This is a genomic window from Neobacillus sp. B24 (assembly GCF_055381825.1).
Genome location: NZ_AP035777.1, coordinates 994,365 through 1,014,730, shown reverse-complemented (window position 1 = coordinate 1,014,730; position 20,366 = coordinate 994,365). Strand labels below are relative to the sequence as shown.

Sequence of the window (20,366 nt, the reverse complement as noted above, 5' to 3'; positions counted from 1 at the left end):
TTGCCACCCCCTGAAATCTAAGGATAATTGAGGTTACCACACACCCAACAACCTAGATTAAGGAAGTGACAAGTTGTACCCTCAAATTATAACCTATTTATTAACTTTTATTAAGTACCAAGAACAAATAATTCGAACATTACTTACCCTTCTTATTGGGAAGGGGATGTTTGAAAAGCCTGAGGAAAAACCTGTAAATAAACCTTATCGTAAACTCCAGGTGGATGATCTTCCGATCATCGAAACCATTCAGAAACTTGATTACCGAAGCCTCCTAACCGAATACCTGGAGAAGAACGGTAAACAACTAAAACCTGTTCAAAGGCGTTCGAATACAAAGGCATGTGTGCCCAAGTCAATGAAATGTCCGCAGTGTGGTGCTCCAGCGGATTATCTTTATGCCAATAATGGAGGCAAAGGACAGTTTCAATGTAAGGTGTGTGCCTGTCTTTTCAATGATAAAAATCGCTATTCGAAGGAGGCTATTTTGAAGTGTCCTCATTGTTCTAGGACCCTTGAGAAAGTCAAAGAGCGAAAAGACTTTGACGTGTACAAGTGTAAAAATAATGACTGTTCCTACTACCAGCAGAAACTGAATGGCATGTCTGCGAAAGAGAAGAAACAGTTTAAAAAGGATCCACAAGCCTTTAAATTAAGATATATCTTCCGGCAGTTCCACATTGATTTTCAGCCATTGTCAAAGGCTTCTCCTAAGAAACCAAAGGTTGACTTGGCCAGGCTTTATGTGTCGCCACATACATTGGGGCTTATTTTAACCTATCACGTTAACTATGGCCTTTCGGCCCGGAAGACAGCTGCACTCATGAAAGATATCCATGGTGTTTCTATATCGCATCAAAGCATTTTAAATTACGAGAACGCAGTTGCATTAATCCTTAAACCTTACGTAGACCACTATCCCTACGAGCTTTCTGATCAGTTCTGTGGGGACGAAACCTATATTAGGGTTCAAGGTCGTTGGCATTACTTGTTCTTCTTCTTTGATGCGGTAAAAAAGATCATTCTGTCTTATCCAGTGTCAGCAAATCGAGATACAGCGACAGCAATCCGTGCCATTGATGATGTCCTAATGAAATTTAAAGAGATTCCGGAAGATCTTACATTTGTGGTGGACGGCAATCCGATATATCTCTTAGCCCAACACTTTTACGCCCAGCATGATATTCACTTTGACATTACTCAGGTCATTGGGCTTACCAATGAAGATCCTGTATCAAAGGAGTATAGGCCTCTCAAACAAGTGATTGAAAGACTCAATCGCACATTTAAGGGCAATTATCGCTCAACACACGGGTTTGGGTCCGAACATGGGTCTGTTTCGTTTGTGACGCTTTTTGTGGCTTACTTTAACTTTTTACGGCCTCACTCAGCGTTAGAAGGTAATGTGCCAGTGGTTAATCCAGAGCTCTTACTGCGACCGAATATGCCTGCACGCTGGACTAAATTAATAGGTTTAGCTCAAGATTGGATCATTGAACAAACAGTCTAACTTTTTGTTTAGCAGAGCCCTTGAACCCACTAGCAACCGGTGAAGCGAACTCTTGACAAACCGAACTTGCCAATGGTTTAAAATGGAAATACCAAGGGCTATTTGGCATGCCTTCTTTTTGTCCCCGTCGCCCTTGATAAAGGAATCTCAAACCATTGGCGTGTTTGTCAAGAGCGGTTGCGGGGCCGACGCACCCAATATGTGGAAAGGAACCTAACCCCTTAAGGAGTTTTCATAGAACTTTTGACACTACCCATTGTCCTTGCCACGTTATTTGTTACGTTTCCATTTGTGGTCCGTGAGTTACTTCCGATTATGCAGGAACAAGGATCTGAAGAAGAGCAAGCTGCCCTTACCCTCGGTGCCAGCGGATGGCAGATGTTTTTCCGGATTACCCTCCCCAACATTAAATGGGGACTATTGTACGGTATCATTTTGTGCAATGCCAGGGCCATGGGCGAGTTCGGCGCCGTTTCGGTTGTGTCCGGTCACATACGAGGGTTGACCAATACCATCCCGCTCCATGTTGAGATTTTGTACAATGAGTACAATTTTTCGGCCGCCTTTGCCGTCGCCTCCCTACTAGCGCTGTTGGCGATTATTACACTTATTTTTAAAAGTATTGTTGAGTGGAAAACAAAGAAGCATTTTTAAGGAGAGATCATCAAAATGGGGATTACAATTAAGGAAGTTACCAAGGCATTTGGTTCCCACGCAGCGGTCGAAAACATCAACCTTGACATACCAACCGGAGATTTTGTAGCGTTATTAGGCCCGTCCGGTTCCGGCAAAACGACTCTGCTAAGGCTGATTGCCGGATTGGAAGGCATGGATACTGGGAAGATTTTTTTCAATGAGGTTGATTATACCGCCAAAACCGTGAAAGAACGCAGGGTTGGCTTTGTTTTTCAGCATTATGCCTTGTTTAAACATATGACGATTTTTGAAAACGTCGCCTTTGGCTTGAAAGTGAAGCCTCGGAAATGGCGCCCCTCGAAAAAGGAAATCAGGGATAAGGTATTTGAATTATTAAAACTCGTCCAGCTGGAGCATGTAGCCGACCGCTATCCCTCCCAGCTATCAGGCGGACAGCGGCAAAGGATTGCACTGGCAAGGGCATTGGCGGTTGAGCCCGAGGTGCTGCTGCTCGATGAACCATTTGGTGCCCTCGATGCTAAGGTTCGCCAGGAGCTGCGGCACTGGTTAAGGGAGATTCATCAACAGCTTAATATTACTACCGTTTTTGTAACCCATGACCAAGAGGAAGCTCTTGAAATGGCGGACACGGTGGTGGTGATGAATCATGGGAAGATTGAACAAATCGGCTCTCCACAGGAAGTTTACGAAAGACCGGCAAATCCGTTTGTTTACAGCTTTTTAGGACGGGTGAACGAGTTTCACGGGGCTGGTCTATCAAGTGATAGGGAAGATGCTGTCGGGTTCATCCGGCCGCATGAGATTATGCTAAGCAAGGCTTCCAAACGAAACAGTATTCAAGCGGAAGTAGCCCATGTTCACGCCATCGGCTCCATTGTCCGGATTGTCCTAAAACGGCTGGATACTAATGACTTTTTTGAAGTTGATGTCACTTCGGAGCAGTATCGTGCGCTTGACCAGTTTTCCAGAGGGGCAATTCTTCATGCTGAGTTTACGAATATTGTTATTTTTGAGGAAAAGGAGAAGCCTGGCCGGTCTAAGATTTCAGAAAAAGTTAGGGGTGAGGCGTTTTCGGCGTATTCATAGTTTTATAGGTAATTATAGCGCCCAGGTTAGGGCGCTTTTTTGGGGTGGTACCCTCTGCCAATTAAAGACAACTTATTGAGGACACTTTTGCTCTGCTTTGATGCTGTTTTGTCCTCAAGATGCCTTATTGAGGACACTTTTGCGATTTTCCAACCTGCTTTTGTCCTCAAGGCGCCTTGTTGAGGACACTTTCACGAATTCCCATCCCACTTTTGTCCTCAATACGCTCTATTGAGGACATTTTTGCGATTTTTCAACCTGCTTTTGTCCTCAAGGCATCTCTACACCATCAAGATCTCCCGAATGTCCTCTTCGGTAAGAACCCCCATCACTTTCTCATCCGAATCAAGGATTTCTTCCACAAGGTGGCGTTTCTTTTCCTGGAGCTCATTCATTTTTTCCTCGATGGTTCCGCGGGCGACCAGCTTAATAACCTGAACAACATTCTTCTGGCCCATGCGGTGGGCGCGGTCGGCGGCTTGTTCCTCGACGGCCGGGTTCCACCAGGTATCATACAGGATGACAGTGTCGGCACTCATCAAATTCAAGCCAGTCCCGCCAGCCTTCAAGGAAATCAAAAACAAATCTCGCTCGCCCTGGTTAAACCGATCGCATATCTCAACCCGTTCCTCCGAAGGTGTGCTGCCGTCCAGGTAAAAATACGGCATGCCCTTTGCCAATAATGACCGGCCGATTATATCAAGCATTTTTGTAAACTGGGAAAAGATCAGCACTCTGCGTCCGGACAGCCTGGATTCCTCTAAAATCTCCATCAGCTGCGTAAACTTTGCCGATCCTCCCTCATAGTCATGGACAAACAAACCCGGATGACAGCAAATTTGCCGAAGGCGCGTTAACCCTGCCAAAATTCGGATCCGATTTTTCCGAATTGTGTCTTTGTCGAGATGCTTCAGCGTGTCATGCCGAAGCTTTGCCAAATACGCCGCATATAGTGTCTTCTGTTCTGGGTACAGTTCAACGGACTCCAGCGACTCCACTTTTTCAGGCAGTTCCGCCAACACATCCTCCTTCACCCTTCGCAAAACAAACGGCCGGATTCTGCGGGCGATTTTCCCTTTTGAGAGCCTGCTAAATTCCTTCAGCCCAAGGAACAATTCCGGAAAAACGACGTGGAAAATCGACCATAATTCTTCCGAGGAATTTTCAACGGGGGTACCGGTTAACGCAAACCGGTGGCCAGCCTCCAGCTTTTTCACCGCTCTGGCAGTCTGCGTCAATGGATTTTTAAACGCTTGAGCCTCATCAAAAAACACGGTATGAAAGGGTTGTTTTTCAAACCATTTGATATCGCGGCGCAGCAGCGGATAAGAGGTAATCAGCACATCGACATCAGCTACACCAGCCAATAGCCTAGACCGTACATCCTTATTTCCGTCAATGACCCCCGCCCTCAATTCCGGAGCAAACTTTCCAAACTCGTTCAGCCAGTTGTACATTACCGAGGACGGGCAAACCACTAATACGGGCTGCCGTCCCTCCCGGATTTCAGGAACAACTGACACGATATAGGCAATACTTTGAATCGTCTTTCCGAGACCCATATCATCAGCTAATATCCCGCCGAAGCCGTAGTGTGCCAATGTTTTCATCCACTTAAAGCCGACTTTTTGATATTCTTTCATCGTTGATGACAAGCTTGGAGGAACCTCAAACTCCAACCTGCCCGGATTCCGCAGTTCATCCATAAATGAGCGGAACGATTCTTCGAGCTTAAAAACGTCACTGACCTCTACCGTATCAAGAAGCTGCAGACATTGCTCGACTGGCAGTGTCAAACCGTCGGCCAAATCCTTCTCCCGCAGCAGCGGCGACTTCAGATACCGTTGGATTTCCTCGTATTCCCGCGTCTGCAGTGACAGCAGTGAGCCGTTCGGCAAGCGGTAGTACCTTCGCTTTTCCTCCAACGCCTCCAGTACTTCGCGGATTTCCTCATTCGAGATACCCTTCATTTCGAACTTGAATTCCAGCCAGTTGGTCCGTTCCTTTTTGACCTTCACCCTTATTTTTGGAAAGAAACTTTCGCGAACAATTCGATTCCGAACCGCGGTTGTCGCGTAAATTTGCACCAGTTTTTCAAGTTTTGGCAGGACATGGACCAAAAACTCATATTCCAGCTCTTCATTTTGGAGAAAGTAGCCGCCATCGGTCTTGCCAAAACCGCTCTCCTCCATGATTTCGAGGATTTGCGCTTCCTTTGCCCCATCCCTGATTACCATCGCACCTGCCGGAAGGTCGCTCCCATCCAAAGGATTGATCATCATATGTTCATAGTGGAATTCTAGGCCAGCGAGCAGACGATTACTCACCCTGTCCAAATAGAGCTTGGTCACAAGCGGGGCAGAATTTAATTGCTCCTTTAATGACTCCGCGATGTTGACCTGTCCTAACCGTTTTAAGCCGAGGGCAATTTTTTCAATAAAGATGAGCAACTGGCTGGGTGGGATAGGAATTCGATTACTTCCGGAGGCGGTGATCATCTTCTTCAGTTCTAGCAGTCGTTTATAGTCTTGGTCCTCTAGTTGCTTTATTTTTCCGTCATAAAGAACCGACTGATAGGAATCGAGAATCATCAAGCGCTGCAGACCGGTTATCGCCAATTCTTTTTTCGAAAAATCAAACGTCAATGGCAGCAGGCCCTGTGATACGCTCACCCCTTCAAATCGTTGTCCCCCATGCTCCACCCACACATTTGGCGTTTTTAAAAGTAAGGGACGAAGCCGTTCCCATGAAATCGAAGGTATGGGGAGGATTTTCTTTTCCTCTGAAGGCTTGCCATATATATGCTCATCCCGCATCACGTGGATGAGCTCTTGAATGACATTATCAGTCTCTTGCTGAAAACACTGCAGGTTCGGGTCGTACGGAAACGGAAATGACACACCGTCTCTTACTTGTTCCAAAAACGCGCGGATGTCGTTCACTTTGGCCATTTCCATGCCAATAATGTACTGTCCGTTCCCCATTTCAACGGGTTTAAGAACTAGCTCCACATCCATCACGGTTCTTTTTTCAAAATGGCGCTGGTGGCCGCTGGAGCGGACGGGTCGTTGATCGAAGATTGTCAGCAAACCCTCAGCCAGTTCCTGACGAGGATGCTCTCGGTCATAAATCGCCAGTAAAACCGCTGCGACATGCTGACATTCCTTTTTAAAAGAAGCCAATTTCGGGCAGCTGCATTTCGCACGAATTTTACCATTCTCATCGGTTCCGATTGTGACATGGAATTCTTCTTCCCCCAACACGGTTGCTTTAGAGTGATTAGGGCTAAATTGCTCAAAAGTAACTTTATTGGCTTTATAAAAATAATCTCCTCGTTTGAAGGAGACAGGACCACACATTTCTGTAATCATTTTATGATTTAACTGCATATTCAAGTGGAATGCTCCTTCCCTGAGGAAGCAAGTGATGGTTATCTGCTTCATATAATATACCGATTTTACCACAAAGGAGAAAGAATCTTAAGAAAGACTGATTTTTGATTTAATGCAAAGTCTGTTTCTATTTAACTGCTATAAAACATACAATCTAGCAAATGAAGCGAAAGGACTGGCCTATTCTTCAATAAATTGGTAAATCGGACGGATGTTGGTTAAGCCTATTGCCCTTATAGTTGGCTTATACGACTCATAAAAAAAGAGAGGATGATTGCATTTGAAAAAAAGCTTGGGACTTGTACTGCTGCTGGTCAGCGTACTGCTTATATCTGCAGGCTGGACAACCGCAATGGACACTAACGCCAATATCTCAGAGGACACAACATCGGACACGTATTACATAGACGTTAATGTAGCGACTGTCTGGTCAAAACCAAATAATACTAGAGAAGTAGACATCCCATCTACCACCAATCCGGCCGATCCAAGAAAGTGGACTTCCGATATGACTTATGGGGATAAGGTTGGCCTTGTTGGCAGGCTGGAAACTCAAGCCCTATACGGTTCCCCGGTGACTGTTCTGGAAAGACAGGGAGACTGGGTAAAGGTAGCTGTTCACAATCAATTTACTCCAAAAAACACTGTTGGCTATCCGGGCTGGATGCCGGCAGCACAATTATCAAAAGAACCAAGCTATGAAAATCAACTGGACCGCCCGTTCGCACTAGTCACTTCACCAACAGCCTGGCTATATAACGACAAACACACAAATAATACCTTCCTTGAACTCAGTTTCAATACCCGCCTCCCAGTGATGCAAGAATTTGCAAACGAAGTGCTGGTAGCGACGCCAAGTCATGGCATGAAGTGGCTGAAAAAGGCGGATGTGTCCATCTATAATGCACAAGAGGATATACCAGCGCCAACCGGTGAAGACATCGTCAATACCGGAAAAAAATTCATGAATCTTGCCTATCTATGGGCTGGCACATCCGGATTTGGATTTGATTGTTCCGGATTTACCTACAGCATTTACGCTGCAAACGGCATTTACATTCCAAGAGACTCTTCTGTTCAGTCCAAATATGGCACGCCTATTGCCTGGGAAGACCTCCAACCTGGGGATTTGCTTTTCTACGCTTACAAGGAAGGCAAAGGCAGCGTCCATCACGTCGGAGTCTATATCGGCGATGGAAAAATGCTGCACTCCCCGAACTCCTCTACCCACGTTCGCATTGACGACATCGTGGCCACGGGCTGGATCAAAGAGTTTGCCGGGGCACGCAGATACGTTAAATAATCAAAAGGAAGCAGGGGGTTCTCTGCTTCTTTTTTTGGGAGGCAGAGAACCCCCCCTGCTTCAAAACCTCAAAGGTGCTTTTGATGTACAAAGCTCAATCCCCTCCAGCTTTTTCACTGACAGATAACATTCCAGCCCTGACTTGACGATGTCTAATTTGGTTCGTGGCCCGATGGTAATTCTTTGGACTAAGAGTTGCTCCCCTCCACTTTCTTCATCAACGGCATATACAGGCACCCTAATAAAGGGTATAAATGCTCCCCTTGAAACACGAAAATGAATCATCTCGTCGGATTTAGGAATGAAGATGAACCGGAACTCTTCCTCTGAAATAAACGCGGGATGTTTTATAAAACAGCCTAATATTCCAAACGTAAATAAGATCAACTTTGAAAAAGCTACATCAGATAGGTGGTAATCCCTGACCAGCTTAAGAAGCCGGTCAATTGCCCCGCTTACGATTTGTTGCTGCTGAGCTTCCACATAGATTACTTTTCCGACAAAGGTAATCTGTGAATTGAATGACTGATCAAAAAACTTTGGCCCGTCAATTCCGATATTACAGCCTTCATCCGCCCCATAATTATTCCACAATGGCAGTGAATCCGGATTTTCCGTTAAGGAGAAGGCGAAAATATTCAAATCTTTATAATAGCTCTCGGTTGAGGCAAAATCTCTGTACAGGGAAACAAACCTCTCCTTTTCTCTGCTGTCCTCGACATCCTCAATGACTTTACGGACAATATCGTTCACATAAGAAATCTCTTTGTAATCATTCATGAAGTCCACCCGGGTAATCCAAAAGCAGCGTTCCCGGTCGAGAATATTATTCAGTGCCTCCATCGACGTATAGTGGTACAACATTGGCCCATTTAGGATGGTAGATAATTTTTCAAAAACCCGATCTTTAAAATATTCCGCCATTTTCTGACTGAAACGATCTAAAATGATTTGTCCCAAAATGGTTCCTCCACAAAATTTTTTATTAGTATTCCAGTTTTTGGAGAGAACCTTGCATAAGAAAAGCCCTGCCAATGTAATTAAACTTGGCAGGGCTTTTGAACATTAATTCATCATTTGTTTGACTAATTCTCTGTTTTGCTCTTTAAACACTTCATTATGCGAGGAGACCATGGCGAATTTATCCGCGTCTGGCTGAATGAATTGTTTGGCTTTGTTGACAGCATTTGCCGCATCCTGAAAGGCACCGGCGATTAAGTAGACCTTGCCGTCATGCTTTAAAATATCCCCGGCAGCGTAAATCCCCGGTACGGAAGATTCGCTGTTCTCATTGCCCTGAATATAAAAATCATCAGCCATGGAAATCTTGACCTCACTATTTTTCAATAACGCGGCATCCTGTTCGTAACCATGATTGACAACCACCTCATCAATTGGCAAATAGGTGATCTCTCCACTCTGCTGATTGGTCAATTCCACTTTTTCAATCATTTCGCGGCTGGAGCTGGCGACTAATTTTGTTATCGAAGTGTTGAAAAAACAAGTAACAGAACTATTTAATAGATGAGAAACTTGGGCTTCATGACCGGTGAAAGCTTCTTTTCGATAGACTACATACACCTGTTTAGCGATTGGTTCCAGTTCGTTCGCCAAATCGGTCGCCGAATTCCCGCCTCCGGAAATGACCACAATTTTGTCTTTAAATGATTTCAACGATTTAATGGTGTAATGCAAATTGGAGACTTCATATCTCTCCGCACCCTCAATTTCAAGTTTTTGCGGCTTCAATATTCCGCTCCCCACCGCAACTATTACCGTTTTTGAAAAATGCTCCCGTCCGGAAGCTGCTTTTAAAACAAAGATACCATCAGAATTTCGAGAAATGCATTCCACTTTTTCATTTAACACCACTTCAGGATTAAACGTTAATCCTTGCTGAACAAGCTGGCCCATCAATTTTTCTGCTGGCATTGGCGTAAGTCCGCCAACGTCCCAAATCATTTTCTCAGGATAAACATGCAACTTCCCGCCCAATTGGGGCTGGAAATCAATAATCTTCGTTTTCATCTCACGAAGGCCGCTATAAAAAGCAGAATAAAGTCCTGCCGGCCCGCCGCCAATGATCGTCACATCAAAAAGTTCCTGTTTATCCATTCCGTTCACTCCCGTAATCAATTGTAATTGATTATCATTCTCATCCAAATATATAACACTTCCTCTCTTTTGACAATAAAAAAATATCTGTTGACAAAGAATAAGGGGTGAAATTATAGTTAAGAAAGTGACATTGATAATCATTATCAATGGGGATTGGAGGTCAACTATGGTCCGACTGTATACAGAGGGATTAAATATTGGCTATGGTGAACGATTAATTGTAAAAGATCTCAGCGTGGAGATTCCTGATAATAAAATAACTACCATTATCGGAGCCAATGGCTGTGGCAAGTCCACCCTCTTAAAGGCAATCACGAGGATTATTCCGCAGCAATCCGGAACTGTTGTCTTAGACGGGAAAGACATTTCGAAAGTCAACACCAAACATCTCGCGAAAAAAATGGCGATCCTGCCGCAAACCCCGGAGAGTGCAGCCGGGCTTACCGTCGGCGAGCTTGTATCTTACGGGCGTTTTCCCTATCAAACAGGCTTCGGCCGCCTAACCAAGAAAGATTATGAAGTCATTGAATGGGCACTTGAAGTAACAGGAACAGCCTTTTTCAAATTCCATCCTGTTGATGCCCTCTCTGGCGGTCAGCGTCAGCGAGTATGGATTGCCATGGCCTTGGCTCAAGAAACAGATATTATTTTTTTAGATGAACCGACTACATACTTGGATATGGCCCACCAGCTTGAGGTACTGGAATTACTGCAGAAATTAAACATCGAACAAGGCCGGACCATTGTCATGGTTCTTCATGATTTAAATCAGGCAGCCCGGTTTGCAGATCATATCATTGCTTTAAAAGCAGGACAGGTCGTAAAAGCAGGAACCTGTGAAGAAGTCATCACTCACGATGTTTTAAAACAAGTTTTCCAAATTGATGCTGAAATCGGCAGAGATCCGCGAACAAATAAACCAATGTGCATCACCTACAATATTTTAAGAGGAGACATCAAAAATGAAAAAGTGGCTATTCCCGTTTATTCTGCTGTTAGTGCTAATCGTTAGTGCCTGCGGCAATAACAACTCAGAAAAAAAAGAAACCGACTCAGGTCAGGAGGATTCAGCGAAAACCATAACCTATCAATCCGAAAATGGACCAGTTGAAGTTCCGGCCAACCCGAAGCGTGTCGTCTTGCTTTCCGGCTTCACTGGTAATGTTCTTCAATTAGGCGTAAATGTCGTCGGTGTCGATACATGGTCAAAGAACAACCCTACTTTCAAGGAAGAACTAAAGGATGCGGAAGAAGTTTCAGATGAGAATCTTGAGAAAATAATTGAGCTTGAACCAGATTTAATTATCGGTTTATCTAACATTAAAAACATCGATAAATTGAAAGAAATTGCTCCTACGGTCACCTATACTTGGGGAAAAGCCGATTACCTGACCCAGCATATTGAAATCGGCAAGCTGCTAAACAAAGAGAAGGAGGCTAAAGAGTGGGTTGATGATTTCAAAAACCGAGCAGAAGCTGCAGGTAAGGATATCAAGGCAAAAGTTGGCGAAGATGCAACCGTAACAGTTATTGAAAGCTCTGGTAAGGACCTATATGTATTCGGTGAAAACTGGGCCCGCGGTACAGAAATCCTTTATCAGGCAATGAAGCTGAAAATGCCGGAGAAAGTAAAGGAAATGGCATTAAAACAAGGGTACTATTCCATTTCAGCTGAAGTACTTCCTGAATACGTTGGCGATTATTTGATTTTAAGCAAGTATGCGGATGCCGACAGCTCCTTCCAAGAAACAGAAACTTATAAAAATATGCCTGCCGTGAAAAATGGCCATGTATTTGAAATGAATGGGCAAGGCGCATCATTCAGTGACCCCATTACCTTGGAAAAACAACTGGAGTTCATTAAAACATCATTTTTAGGGAAGTAATACGTGGTAAAGGGATTCTTGTCGCAAGAATTCCTTTTGCCTATTCTAGGAAAGTGAAGATGAGAGACTGATTATGAAAAGAAATCACCGTTCCATCCCCTTTGTCTATATCTTACTAGCTGGAATCCTTGCGTTTATTGGCATGTTTTTGATTTCCATGTTATTTGGGGCCGCAGATACTTCGATTAAGGATCTATGGCAGGCCATCAGCTTCGGCGAAAAAAATGATACCGCCTTGATGCTGCAAGAAATCCGCATTCCACGGGAAGTGGCAGCCATTTTTGTCGGGGCCGCTCTAGCGGTATCGGGAGCCATCATGCAGGGGCTGACGAGGAATCCTCTTGCTGACCCTGGATTGCTCGGATTAACCGCCGGTGCTAATGCAGCGCTCGCGATCGCGATTGCTTTTTTCCCATCAACAAACTATTTCACCACGATGATCGCTTGCTTTATAGGCGCAGCAGCCGGAACAATGCTGGTTTTCGGCATTGGTGCGATGAACAGAGGGGGATTTTCCCCGCTGCGGATTGTCCTTGCCGGAGCAGCCGTTTCCACCTTTCTTTATGCGGTGGCAGACGGAATTGGGCTATTTTTTAAAATATCAAAAGATGTTTCGTTGTGGACATCAGGGGGATTGATCGGAACCTCCTGGAACCAGCTCCAAATCATTGTTCCTTTTATCATTATTGGGATTGTTGTTTCCTTGTTTTTCGCACGGCAGCTTACAATTTTAAGCTTAAGCGAAGAAGTAGCGACAGGATTGGGGCAAAATATAACCAGAATTAAAACAATCCTTTTTATTGTTATCATCATGCTGGCCGGCGCTTCGGTAGCCCTTGTTGGAAACATGGCTTTCATCGGCTTAATGGTTCCTCACATTGTTCGCGCGATAGTTGGAACCGATTATCGTACCATCCTGCCGATGTCCGCCATTATCGGGGCCATTTTTATGATGTTGGCTGACACGCTTGGCCGCACCATAAATGCGCCCTATGAAACACCAGTGGTCGCCATTGTGGCATTGGTAGGCCTGCCTTTCTTCCTCATTATTGTCCGTAAAGGAGGGAAAGCATTCTCATGATCCAACCGGCTTTAGTAAAAAAACAGCGAATCATTCTTATTATTTTACTGGCACTCATTATTCTTACAGGCGTGATTGGATTGGGGATTGGAGCCGCCACTGTCTCCTATGACAGGTTGCTGCCAACCTTTCTTGGCAATGGGACATTCAAAGAAGAGTTTGTTCTATTTTCGATTCGGCTGCCACGAATGGTGATTACCTTGTTAGCAGGCATGGCACTTGCCCTGTCAGGTTCCATTTTACAAGGAATCACACGCAATGATTTGGCTGACCCAGGGATCATCGGGATAAACTCGGGAGCAGGCGTAGCCATAACCATATTCTATTTGTTATTCCCCATCGACTCTGGCTCGTTCATTTATATGCTGCCGCTCGTGGCTTTCATTGGCGCGCTGCTAACTGCATTATTGATCTATTTATTTTCCTATAGCCGAAAAACAGGCCTGCAGCCTGTTAACTTGGTGCTCACCGGGGTTGGTTTTTCGATGGCACTTTCCGGTGCGATGATCGTCCTTATCTCCTCGGCAGAACGTCAAAAGGTGGACTTTATCGCAAAATGGCTGGCCGGAAACATTTGGGGCACGGATTGGCCGTTTATCTGGGCAATCCTCCCTTGGCTGGTGGTATTGATTCCGTTTACTCTGTATAAAGCAAATCGCTTGAATCTGCTCGGACTTAGCGAACAGGTGGCCATCGGTGTTGGCGTATCGATTGAAAAAGAACGAATAGTCCTGCTGATGACGGCTGTCGCACTTGCCGCAGCTGCCGTTTCCGTTACAGGCGGAATCGCGTTCATCGGTCTTTTGGCGCCGCATATCGCCAAGGCTCTGGTTGGCCCGAGAAATCAATTGTTTATCCCCATTTCCATTATCATGGGGGGCTGGTTATTGTTACTGGCTGACACGGTGGGGCGAAATGCCGTAGAACCGGATGGCATACCGGCAGGGATCATGGTCGCCTTGATCGGCGCTCCTTATTTTATCTATTTGTTAATGAAAAAATAAGGCTGATGGTAACAGGTTCATTTTCCAAGACCTCCATTTGATAGGAGAAGGCAAAATGGAAGCTTTTTTGCCTTCTCCAAATCGTTTTTGTGTAGGTTCAAGAATTCATTACATTAGGCGGAGAATTTCCTGCTAATGTATATAAGGGAAGCTTAAGAAGCGAATATAGGCGGAGAAATTCCGGTTAACTGCTTAAAATCAGACAAAATCTAAGGATTTGAATCATATAAGCGGAAAAGCTCCCCTTATTTTTAGGGAAATACGCGTATTTCCCAATTTAGCCGGAATTCTTCCGTTTATTTTTATTACACAGTGAAATCAACATTGCACCATAGTAGAGCCCAACCAATATTACTCTGCATCGCAAAAAAAATAAACAACCGAAGCCAGGCTTGATTGCCTGGCTTTCATTATAGTACTATATGAAACTATGGACTTAGTTTTTTCGTCTTACTATATGAGACCATTTTGGAAAGGAATATGAGGTGTGAAACGAAAGCGAAATAGACGTTCTGTGTTTGTTTTAGTTACGGTGATTATCGCGATGGTCATCTTCATAAATAAATTTAACCCCTCCTCACAACCGAAAGATACATCTTTCCCGACTGAATCTCACCCAGTAGTGGTGGAGAGTATGAATCAGTTAATCAAGCAAGCTGCAGATAAAGGCATCGTCGTCGTGATTACCGATGGCTTTCGCAGTGCGGCGGATCAGGACCGGCTTTATGAAAAAGGCCGGACAGCTGGAGGAACCATTGTCACGAATGCAAAAGGCGGCCAGTCGTTTCACAATTATGGGCTGGCAATTGATTTTGCGTTAAAGAATGCTTCCGGAGATGTTATCTGGGATAGGCAATACGACGGCAATAAAAATGGGAAGGCTGATTGGGGCGAGGTCGTGGAAATGGCAAAGGCGCTCGGGTTTACTTGGGGCGGGGATTGGCTGCAGTTTAAAGATTATCCCCACCTGCAAATGGACTTTGGCCTGACAATTGCCGATTTGCAAAATGGTGAGCGTCCTAATGATACTTTGACAGCAGGACCCAACCCGGGCGAATAATTCCGTGTACAAACACGAATCGCCCGGGGTGCCTGCTTATATCTTAACTGTTAAAAAGAAAGCTTGACCATGGTTTCAGATAATCCAGTAATTAGTATAGAAAACAATAATTATCAACTGTTACATACTTCTTTAAAATAATTCGTCTAAATCCACACTGAACCCTTCCAGGAATTTCGCCGTTACAGTTTTCATATCATGCTGCTCGTACATGTTTTTATCATTCTGGGCATATACCGTCACCGCATTTAGCATCGGATTGACAATCCAGTATTCAGTAACACCATATGTCATATAAAGATTTAGCTTCGTAACTAGGTCATGGGACTGATTGGAAGGGTTTAAGATTTCCACAATCAGGTTTGGCACCCCATTATATCGGGCTTCAGTAAAGCCGCTCTTTTCATAGATGACACTAAGATCCGGGATGACGATTTTCGTCCCTTCCATTCTTTCTCTTTTTAATTCAATATCAAATGGAGCATGAAAAACTTCACAAGACTCCCCTTCTAGGAAATTTCCCAATTTAAAAAGAAGTCTTCTTGATAATCTCTGATGTTTCGTCGAAGGTAATAAATAGCGGAGGGAATTTTTCAAAAAGACGCTATTTTAAAGGCTGCTTTCCCTTTTCTTTCGTAAAAATAATTTTTTCAATTTGCAGCATGACTGACAGGACGTGTATGAAGGCTTCGTGCAAAGTGGAATCTTCAAGATACTTGTGGTAGTGGTGATGCAGGCAGCTTGCCATTGCTTCCCTTGCTTGATAATCGAAATGGTAGAAATCAACGATTGGAAAATAGAGTCCTCCACCTAACGGAATGAGCATTCCCATGGCGAATTCCCCTTTTTCAGGCGGGCTGGCGGCAGGGTCATAAACGATGACATCCAGAGGCTTTTCTTCCAGTACATCAATGGCAACGAAAACGTGATCATTATACTTATGACCGACATAGTAGAATTTCGGTACTGCCTTGGCGCATTCCCGGAGCCAAGAAATCATGAATGGCTTCTTTAGCAGGTATTGATAGTTTTCAGAAATATAGGCTTCAAAACTATTATTCTTCGGGTTCAAGCTTGCATCATACAACATCCGAAACCAGAATAGATTATGGATTAATCCTGCCCGCTTCTTCCTCCTTGGGTGGTGCTCATCAACATACGCCTTGAGCATCGGAAGGCAGTCCTCGTAATACCGGTCAAGCGCAAACATCATGAAATCCCGGAAGACCTCGCTCACCATTTCACCCCTTAATTCTTCGGATACATCATAATCCGGCCGAAACCTTTTTGATTTAACATCCGATTGGACTAATTCAACTACCTTATCAAGCGTTGCTTGGTTACTCATTTCATGATCAACCCTTCCATATTTATTATTATTTTATTTTGGGATTCATTTCTAAATTAAGGAGGAAGATGTCGAATTCCAGTATGTAAAGTGTTCAAATTAAGAGGGGAATCTGAAGTAGTTTATTGAAGTCGAAAAAATTATAGCATTAAAAGTCGAATTTCGGTGGAATTAAAAGGGAAAATCAACCGTTTTCACAAAATTGTAATATATGTTCTCGATTGGCTACCCATTTCTTTCTGCTCTACCAGTTTCGGTCGCCAATTGCCATCATTGGCTACCCATTTCTTTCTGCTCTGCCTCTTTCGGTCGCCAATAGGCTTCATTGGCTACCCATTTCTTTCTGCTCTGCCTCTTTCGGTCGCCAATAGGCTTCATTGGCTACCCATTTCTTTCCGCCCTGCCTCTTTCGGTCACCAATTGGCTTCATTGACTACCCATTTCTTTCCTCCCTGCCCCTTTCGGTCGCCAATTGGTTTCATTGGCTACCCATTTCTTTCCTCCCCGCCCCTTTCGGTCGCCAATTGCCTTCATTGGCTACCCATTTCTTTCTGCTCTGCCCCTTTCGGTCGCCAATTGGCTTCATTGGCTACCCATTTCTTTCCTCCCTGCCCCTTTCGGTCGCCAATTGGCTTCATTGGCTACCCATTTTTTTCCGCCCTGCTACTTTCGGTAGCCAATAGTCCTTATAGACGTAAAAAGAACCCTGGGAAACCAGAGTTCTTAACTAAGACGAACATCCACCGCCGCAGCTTGAGCAGGAGGAGCAGCTGCTGCCACCACTATCTCCTCCCCCACCTCCATCTGAACCCGAATCATCTGATGAGGCGGAACCGCAAAAAACAGCGTTTGAGCAGCCGCTTGTATATTTGGCAGCTTCCGCAAAAGCAAAAACCTTCGCGTATTCCCAATATTCATCGAAATAATAAAACGAGAAGAACACCATCATAAACGACAACGCAGTCATATCACCATACTTCCGCTGTTTTGAAAAAGCGCCTTTCGGATTGGAGCGGTACATTTTTTCCGAAACGCCTAACTGCTCTTTCATCCGGCCAACCAGGTACTCAAGCAATTCCCGATTGCCATTATTTTGCCGAAAATAGGTTTCAATCAATTCATCATAAGTCTTTTCCTTGAAATCCTTTAATACTTCCCTTGCCACCGGATATTTAAAAAAGTCACCCCAAGTAGCCCAGCTAAACTGGTTTATTTCAAACAGCTGCGAAAACACCCAGTCAAAAAAGGCGCGTTCCTGTGGTGCTGGCTCGGGGGTTATGTTCGGGGTGTGATGCAGCATTTTTCCCAAAAATTTTTCAGAAAAACTCTCGTAGTTCCTTGTAAAAAGGATCATTTCGTGCCAGATATCATCGACGTCAATACTGAACATTGGTGCTTTTTTTAAAAGGTTGGCCATAATGAAATATCGTTTTAATTCGAATAACAGCCATTCAAAATCGTCCTCGCTCCGTTTCGGGTAATCCTGAAGGTAGCGCATTTTGACCAGGCGGATGTAGTCCTCACTTAAAGCTGAATCTAACTGACTCATTAGAGCCTTTAGAGGGGCATGACTTAGAACAGCAAGGTCGACCGGGATGTTCTCTTTTTTTAATCTTGGCCGCTTTTTTGCCATTAAAATAACACCAATGATAACAGCTGCTACAATCATGATTACAACCGCGAACATATTAAATCCCCCCTCGTGATGTCGTTTTTGGAAACTTTTCCTATTTTGTAAAATTATAATACAATAAAACTATTATTTTAAGGGCATTTACGAAAAAATGACCCAAACTTTACAAAGAAGTATATGATCTCGAGCAAGTTCCAACTGTCATAAACATTTAACGGTGGATTAACACTTCCGTCATTATTTGGTAACAGTTTATGGTTATAGTATAAAGCAGCGGGGATAGCATGTGTGGCTATCATGGTACATGGCGAAGGCGGAGCCAGTACAGTAACATCGGCAGTTTACTAAAACTCCGGAGCTCACTTGAAAATGCTGCTGCAGCTCTCTGGCAGCCCTAAAGAAATAAAAATGGGTTAGGTCGCTGAACAAGGTTCAGCGGCCTATTAAACAACTAAAAAAGGGCAATCCTTTTAACATTAAAATATTTGTTATTAAAAGGAAAATACTAACTTGTTATCGAATAAAATTAGATAGTTGCCAAGTGATGTTATTATCAAAGTTACATAAGGGGAGGAGAGCTTCAATGTCTAAAACAATTGTTGAAACCGTTTACGGTAAACTTCAAGGGGAACAGGTTGATGGTGTGTTTGCATGGAAAGGGGTACCATTCGCAAAGCCTCCAGTCGGGCCGCTTCGTTTTCGTGCCCCTGAGCGTCCAGATGCTTGGGAAGGAATCCGGGATGCCACCAAATTTTCAGCTGTCGCCCCGCAGACACAACGGGAAATCATGGCGTTTTTCGGCAATGACGTCTCCAATGTAAGTGAGGATTGCCTTTATTTAAATGTATGGTCACCGGGGGCCGACGATAAGAAGCGGCCAGTTATGGTTTGGATTCACGGCGGGGCCTTTGTTTCCGGATCTGGATCCAGCCATTGGTATGACGGCGCTTCGTTTGCATCTCAAGGGGATGTTGTGGTCGTCACCATTAATTACCGCTTGGGTGTACTGGGCTTCCTTCACCTCGGGGAAATTGGCGGGGAAGAATATGCGACTTCCGGAAACTGTGGCATTCTTGACCAGGTGGCAGCACTGCACTGGGTACAAGAAAATATCGCGGCGTTTGGCGGCGACCCGAACGATGTAACCATTTTTGGAGAGTCCGCTGGGGCTATGAGTGTTGGGGTATTGCTCGGATTCCCTTCGGCACAAGGTCTTTTCCAAAAAGCCATTTTGCAGAGCGGCGCGGCTGCAAACGCGCATTCCTCAGCTACCGCAACTAAAGTGGCAAGCCTTCTATTAGCAGGATTAAAGGTAGAACCTACGAATCTAGCCAAACTGGAGGAAATGCCGGTTGAACATTTATTGCAAGCTGCCGATCTCCTGCCTTCAATGAGCTTGGGGCCTGTAGTGGATGGTGTTTCACTGCCAAAACCTCCTCACGAGGCAATAGCGGCAGGTTCAGCAAAGGATGTCGCGATTTTAATTGGCACCAACAAAGATGAATTTAATATCTTTACGGTTTTTGATCCTGAGTGGAAGGATGCGGATGAGGAGAAGGCCAAGGCCATTTTTGAAAAAACATTCGGACCTTTAGTTCCCCTTCTATCAAACCAATTCCCTGGTCCAGTAAACCAGGAGCTCTTTAATAAACTATTGACGATGCATATCTTTACCCATCCTGCCCAACAGCTGGCAGAGCTGCAGGTGAATCAAGGCGCACCTGTCTATGTGTATCGGTTTGATTGGGAGACTCCGGTATTTGACGGTGCCCTCGGAGCAACGCATGCACTGGAAATTCCATTTGTTTGGAACACGTTGGATAAGGCAAATACAGCTAATTTCACAGGTTCTTCTCCAGAACGGAAGCTTGTATCGGTTCAAATGCACCAAGCCTGGATCAATTTCGCACGTACCGGCAATCCAAACAGTGAAGATCTGCCGTTATGGCCAAAGTATGATTTAAATTTCCGCCCAACCATGATCTTTGATCTGGAGAGCGCAGTCGTTAATGACCCTAACCGCGAAGAGCGATTGAAGTGGGAGCAAGTCACCACGGTGATGAAAGCTTAATTAGAAAAGGTCTAGCCCAAGTAGATTCCTGGTTAGACCTTTTTTCTCTTTATAATCCAAATTTTGATTTTTCCCTATCGCTATTCGACCGTACTTCGGTTTCCTTCTCTTCTTCGGTCGCATATACGACTTCTATTCGACCGGATTTCCGGTTCCTCCTCCTTCTCGGTCGCATATGCGCCTTCTATTCGACCCGAATTCCGGTTCCTCCTCCCTC

At 44.6% G+C, this 20,366-nt stretch carries 14 protein-coding genes and 2 pseudogenes; 10 read left to right on the top strand and 6 right to left on the bottom strand.

The genetic code is table 11. From position 1 onward, the window contains the following. Positions 1-73 precede the first annotated feature (73 nt). The 3 genes and pseudogenes from ACZ43M_RS04860 to ACZ43M_RS04850 all read left to right on the top strand — a co-directional run bounded on the left by ACZ43M_RS04860 (position 74) and on the right by ACZ43M_RS04850 (position 3,253). Positions 74-1,510, top strand: coding sequence for an IS6 family transposase (locus ACZ43M_RS04860; protein ID WP_464503290.1), 1,437 nt, complete (start codon positions 74-76; stop codon positions 1,508-1,510). A 252-nt stretch (positions 1,511-1,762) separates the two neighbouring features. Continuing rightward, positions 1,763-2,164: pseudogene (locus tag ACZ43M_RS04855) on the top strand (ABC transporter permease subunit); the annotation flags it as partial. A 15-nt stretch (positions 2,165-2,179) separates the two neighbouring features. Then, entirely contained in the window at positions 2,180-3,253 is a 1,074-nt protein-coding gene (locus tag ACZ43M_RS04850; protein WP_464506297.1) for a sulfate/molybdate ABC transporter ATP-binding protein, read from the top strand. Positions 3,254-3,534: 281 nt separating this feature from the next. Here the strand turns inward: ACZ43M_RS04850 and ACZ43M_RS04845 are convergent, their stop codons facing one another. Next, positions 3,535-6,648, bottom strand: a complete 3,114-nt coding sequence (locus ACZ43M_RS04845) for an SNF2 helicase associated domain-containing protein (protein ID WP_464506296.1) — start codon at positions 6,646-6,648, stop codon at positions 3,535-3,537. Between the two features lie 349 nt (positions 6,649-6,997). On the opposite strand from ACZ43M_RS04845, the gene ACZ43M_RS04840 reads away from it, so the two are divergent. Further along, positions 6,998-7,948, top strand: coding sequence for a C40 family peptidase (locus ACZ43M_RS04840; protein WP_464507958.1), 951 nt, complete (start codon positions 6,998-7,000; stop codon positions 7,946-7,948). Between the two features lie 60 nt (positions 7,949-8,008). Here the strand turns inward: ACZ43M_RS04840 and ACZ43M_RS04835 are convergent, their stop codons facing one another. Together ACZ43M_RS04835 and ACZ43M_RS04830 are read right to left on the bottom strand one after the other, a co-directional pair. Next, on the bottom strand, positions 8,009-8,908 hold the full coding sequence (locus ACZ43M_RS04835) for a DUF2971 domain-containing protein (protein ID WP_464506295.1): 900 nt from the start codon (positions 8,906-8,908) through the stop codon (positions 8,009-8,011). A 105-nt stretch (positions 8,909-9,013) separates the two neighbouring features. Continuing rightward, positions 9,014-10,063, bottom strand: coding sequence for an NAD(P)/FAD-dependent oxidoreductase (locus ACZ43M_RS04830; RefSeq protein ID WP_464507957.1), 1,050 nt, complete (start codon positions 10,061-10,063; stop codon positions 9,014-9,016). Positions 10,064-10,232: 169 nt separating this feature from the next. Here ACZ43M_RS04830 and ACZ43M_RS04825 point away from each other — a divergent pair, with 169 nt between their 5' ends. The 5 genes from ACZ43M_RS04825 (at position 10,233) to ACZ43M_RS04805 (ending at position 15,097) form a co-directional block, all read left to right on the top strand. Then, positions 10,233-11,078: an ABC transporter ATP-binding protein gene (locus tag ACZ43M_RS04825; protein WP_464506294.1), complete on the top strand. Its 846-nt coding sequence runs from the start codon at positions 10,233-10,235 to the stop codon at positions 11,076-11,078. Next, on the top strand, positions 11,029-11,952 hold the full coding sequence (locus tag ACZ43M_RS04820) for an iron-hydroxamate ABC transporter substrate-binding protein (protein WP_464506293.1): 924 nt from the start codon (positions 11,029-11,031) through the stop codon (positions 11,950-11,952). Before ACZ43M_RS04825 ends, ACZ43M_RS04820 begins: the two co-directional genes overlap by 50 nt. A gap of 73 nt (positions 11,953-12,025) precedes the next feature. Further along, positions 12,026-13,033: a FecCD family ABC transporter permease gene (locus ACZ43M_RS04815; RefSeq protein WP_464506292.1), complete on the top strand. Its 1,008-nt coding sequence runs from the start codon at positions 12,026-12,028 to the stop codon at positions 13,031-13,033. Beyond that, positions 13,030-14,037 (top strand): FecCD family ABC transporter permease, encoded by a 1,008-nt coding sequence (locus tag ACZ43M_RS04810; RefSeq protein ID WP_464506291.1) that lies wholly within the window; start codon positions 13,030-13,032, stop codon positions 14,035-14,037. Before ACZ43M_RS04815 ends, ACZ43M_RS04810 begins: the two co-directional genes overlap by 4 nt. A gap of 544 nt (positions 14,038-14,581) precedes the next feature. Next, positions 14,582-15,097: a M15 family metallopeptidase gene (locus ACZ43M_RS04805; RefSeq protein ID WP_464507956.1), complete on the top strand. Its 516-nt coding sequence runs from the start codon at positions 14,582-14,584 to the stop codon at positions 15,095-15,097. A gap of 132 nt (positions 15,098-15,229) precedes the next feature. Here the strand turns inward: ACZ43M_RS04805 and ACZ43M_RS04800 are convergent. From ACZ43M_RS04800 to ACZ43M_RS04790, 3 genes and pseudogenes are all read right to left on the bottom strand, one after another. Continuing rightward, positions 15,230-15,667, bottom strand: a pseudogene (locus tag ACZ43M_RS04800) (Uma2 family endonuclease); the annotation flags it as partial. 34 nt (positions 15,668-15,701) lie between these two features. After that, on the bottom strand, positions 15,702-16,445 hold the full coding sequence (locus ACZ43M_RS04795) for a hypothetical protein (RefSeq protein ID WP_464506290.1): 744 nt from the start codon (positions 16,443-16,445) through the stop codon (positions 15,702-15,704). A 727-nt stretch (positions 16,446-17,172) separates the two neighbouring features. Continuing rightward, positions 17,173-18,132 carry a glycine-rich domain-containing protein gene (locus tag ACZ43M_RS04790; protein ID WP_464506289.1) on the bottom strand — a complete coding sequence of 320 codons (960 nt, stop codon included), beginning with the start codon at positions 18,130-18,132 and terminating at the stop codon, positions 17,173-17,175. A gap of 529 nt (positions 18,133-18,661) precedes the next feature. Here ACZ43M_RS04790 and ACZ43M_RS04785 point away from each other — a divergent pair. Further along, complete coding sequence (locus tag ACZ43M_RS04785) at positions 18,662-20,149, top strand: carboxylesterase/lipase family protein (protein WP_464506288.1); 1,488 nt, start codon at positions 18,662-18,664, stop codon at positions 20,147-20,149. The last annotated feature ends 217 nt before the right edge of the window (positions 20,150-20,366 follow it).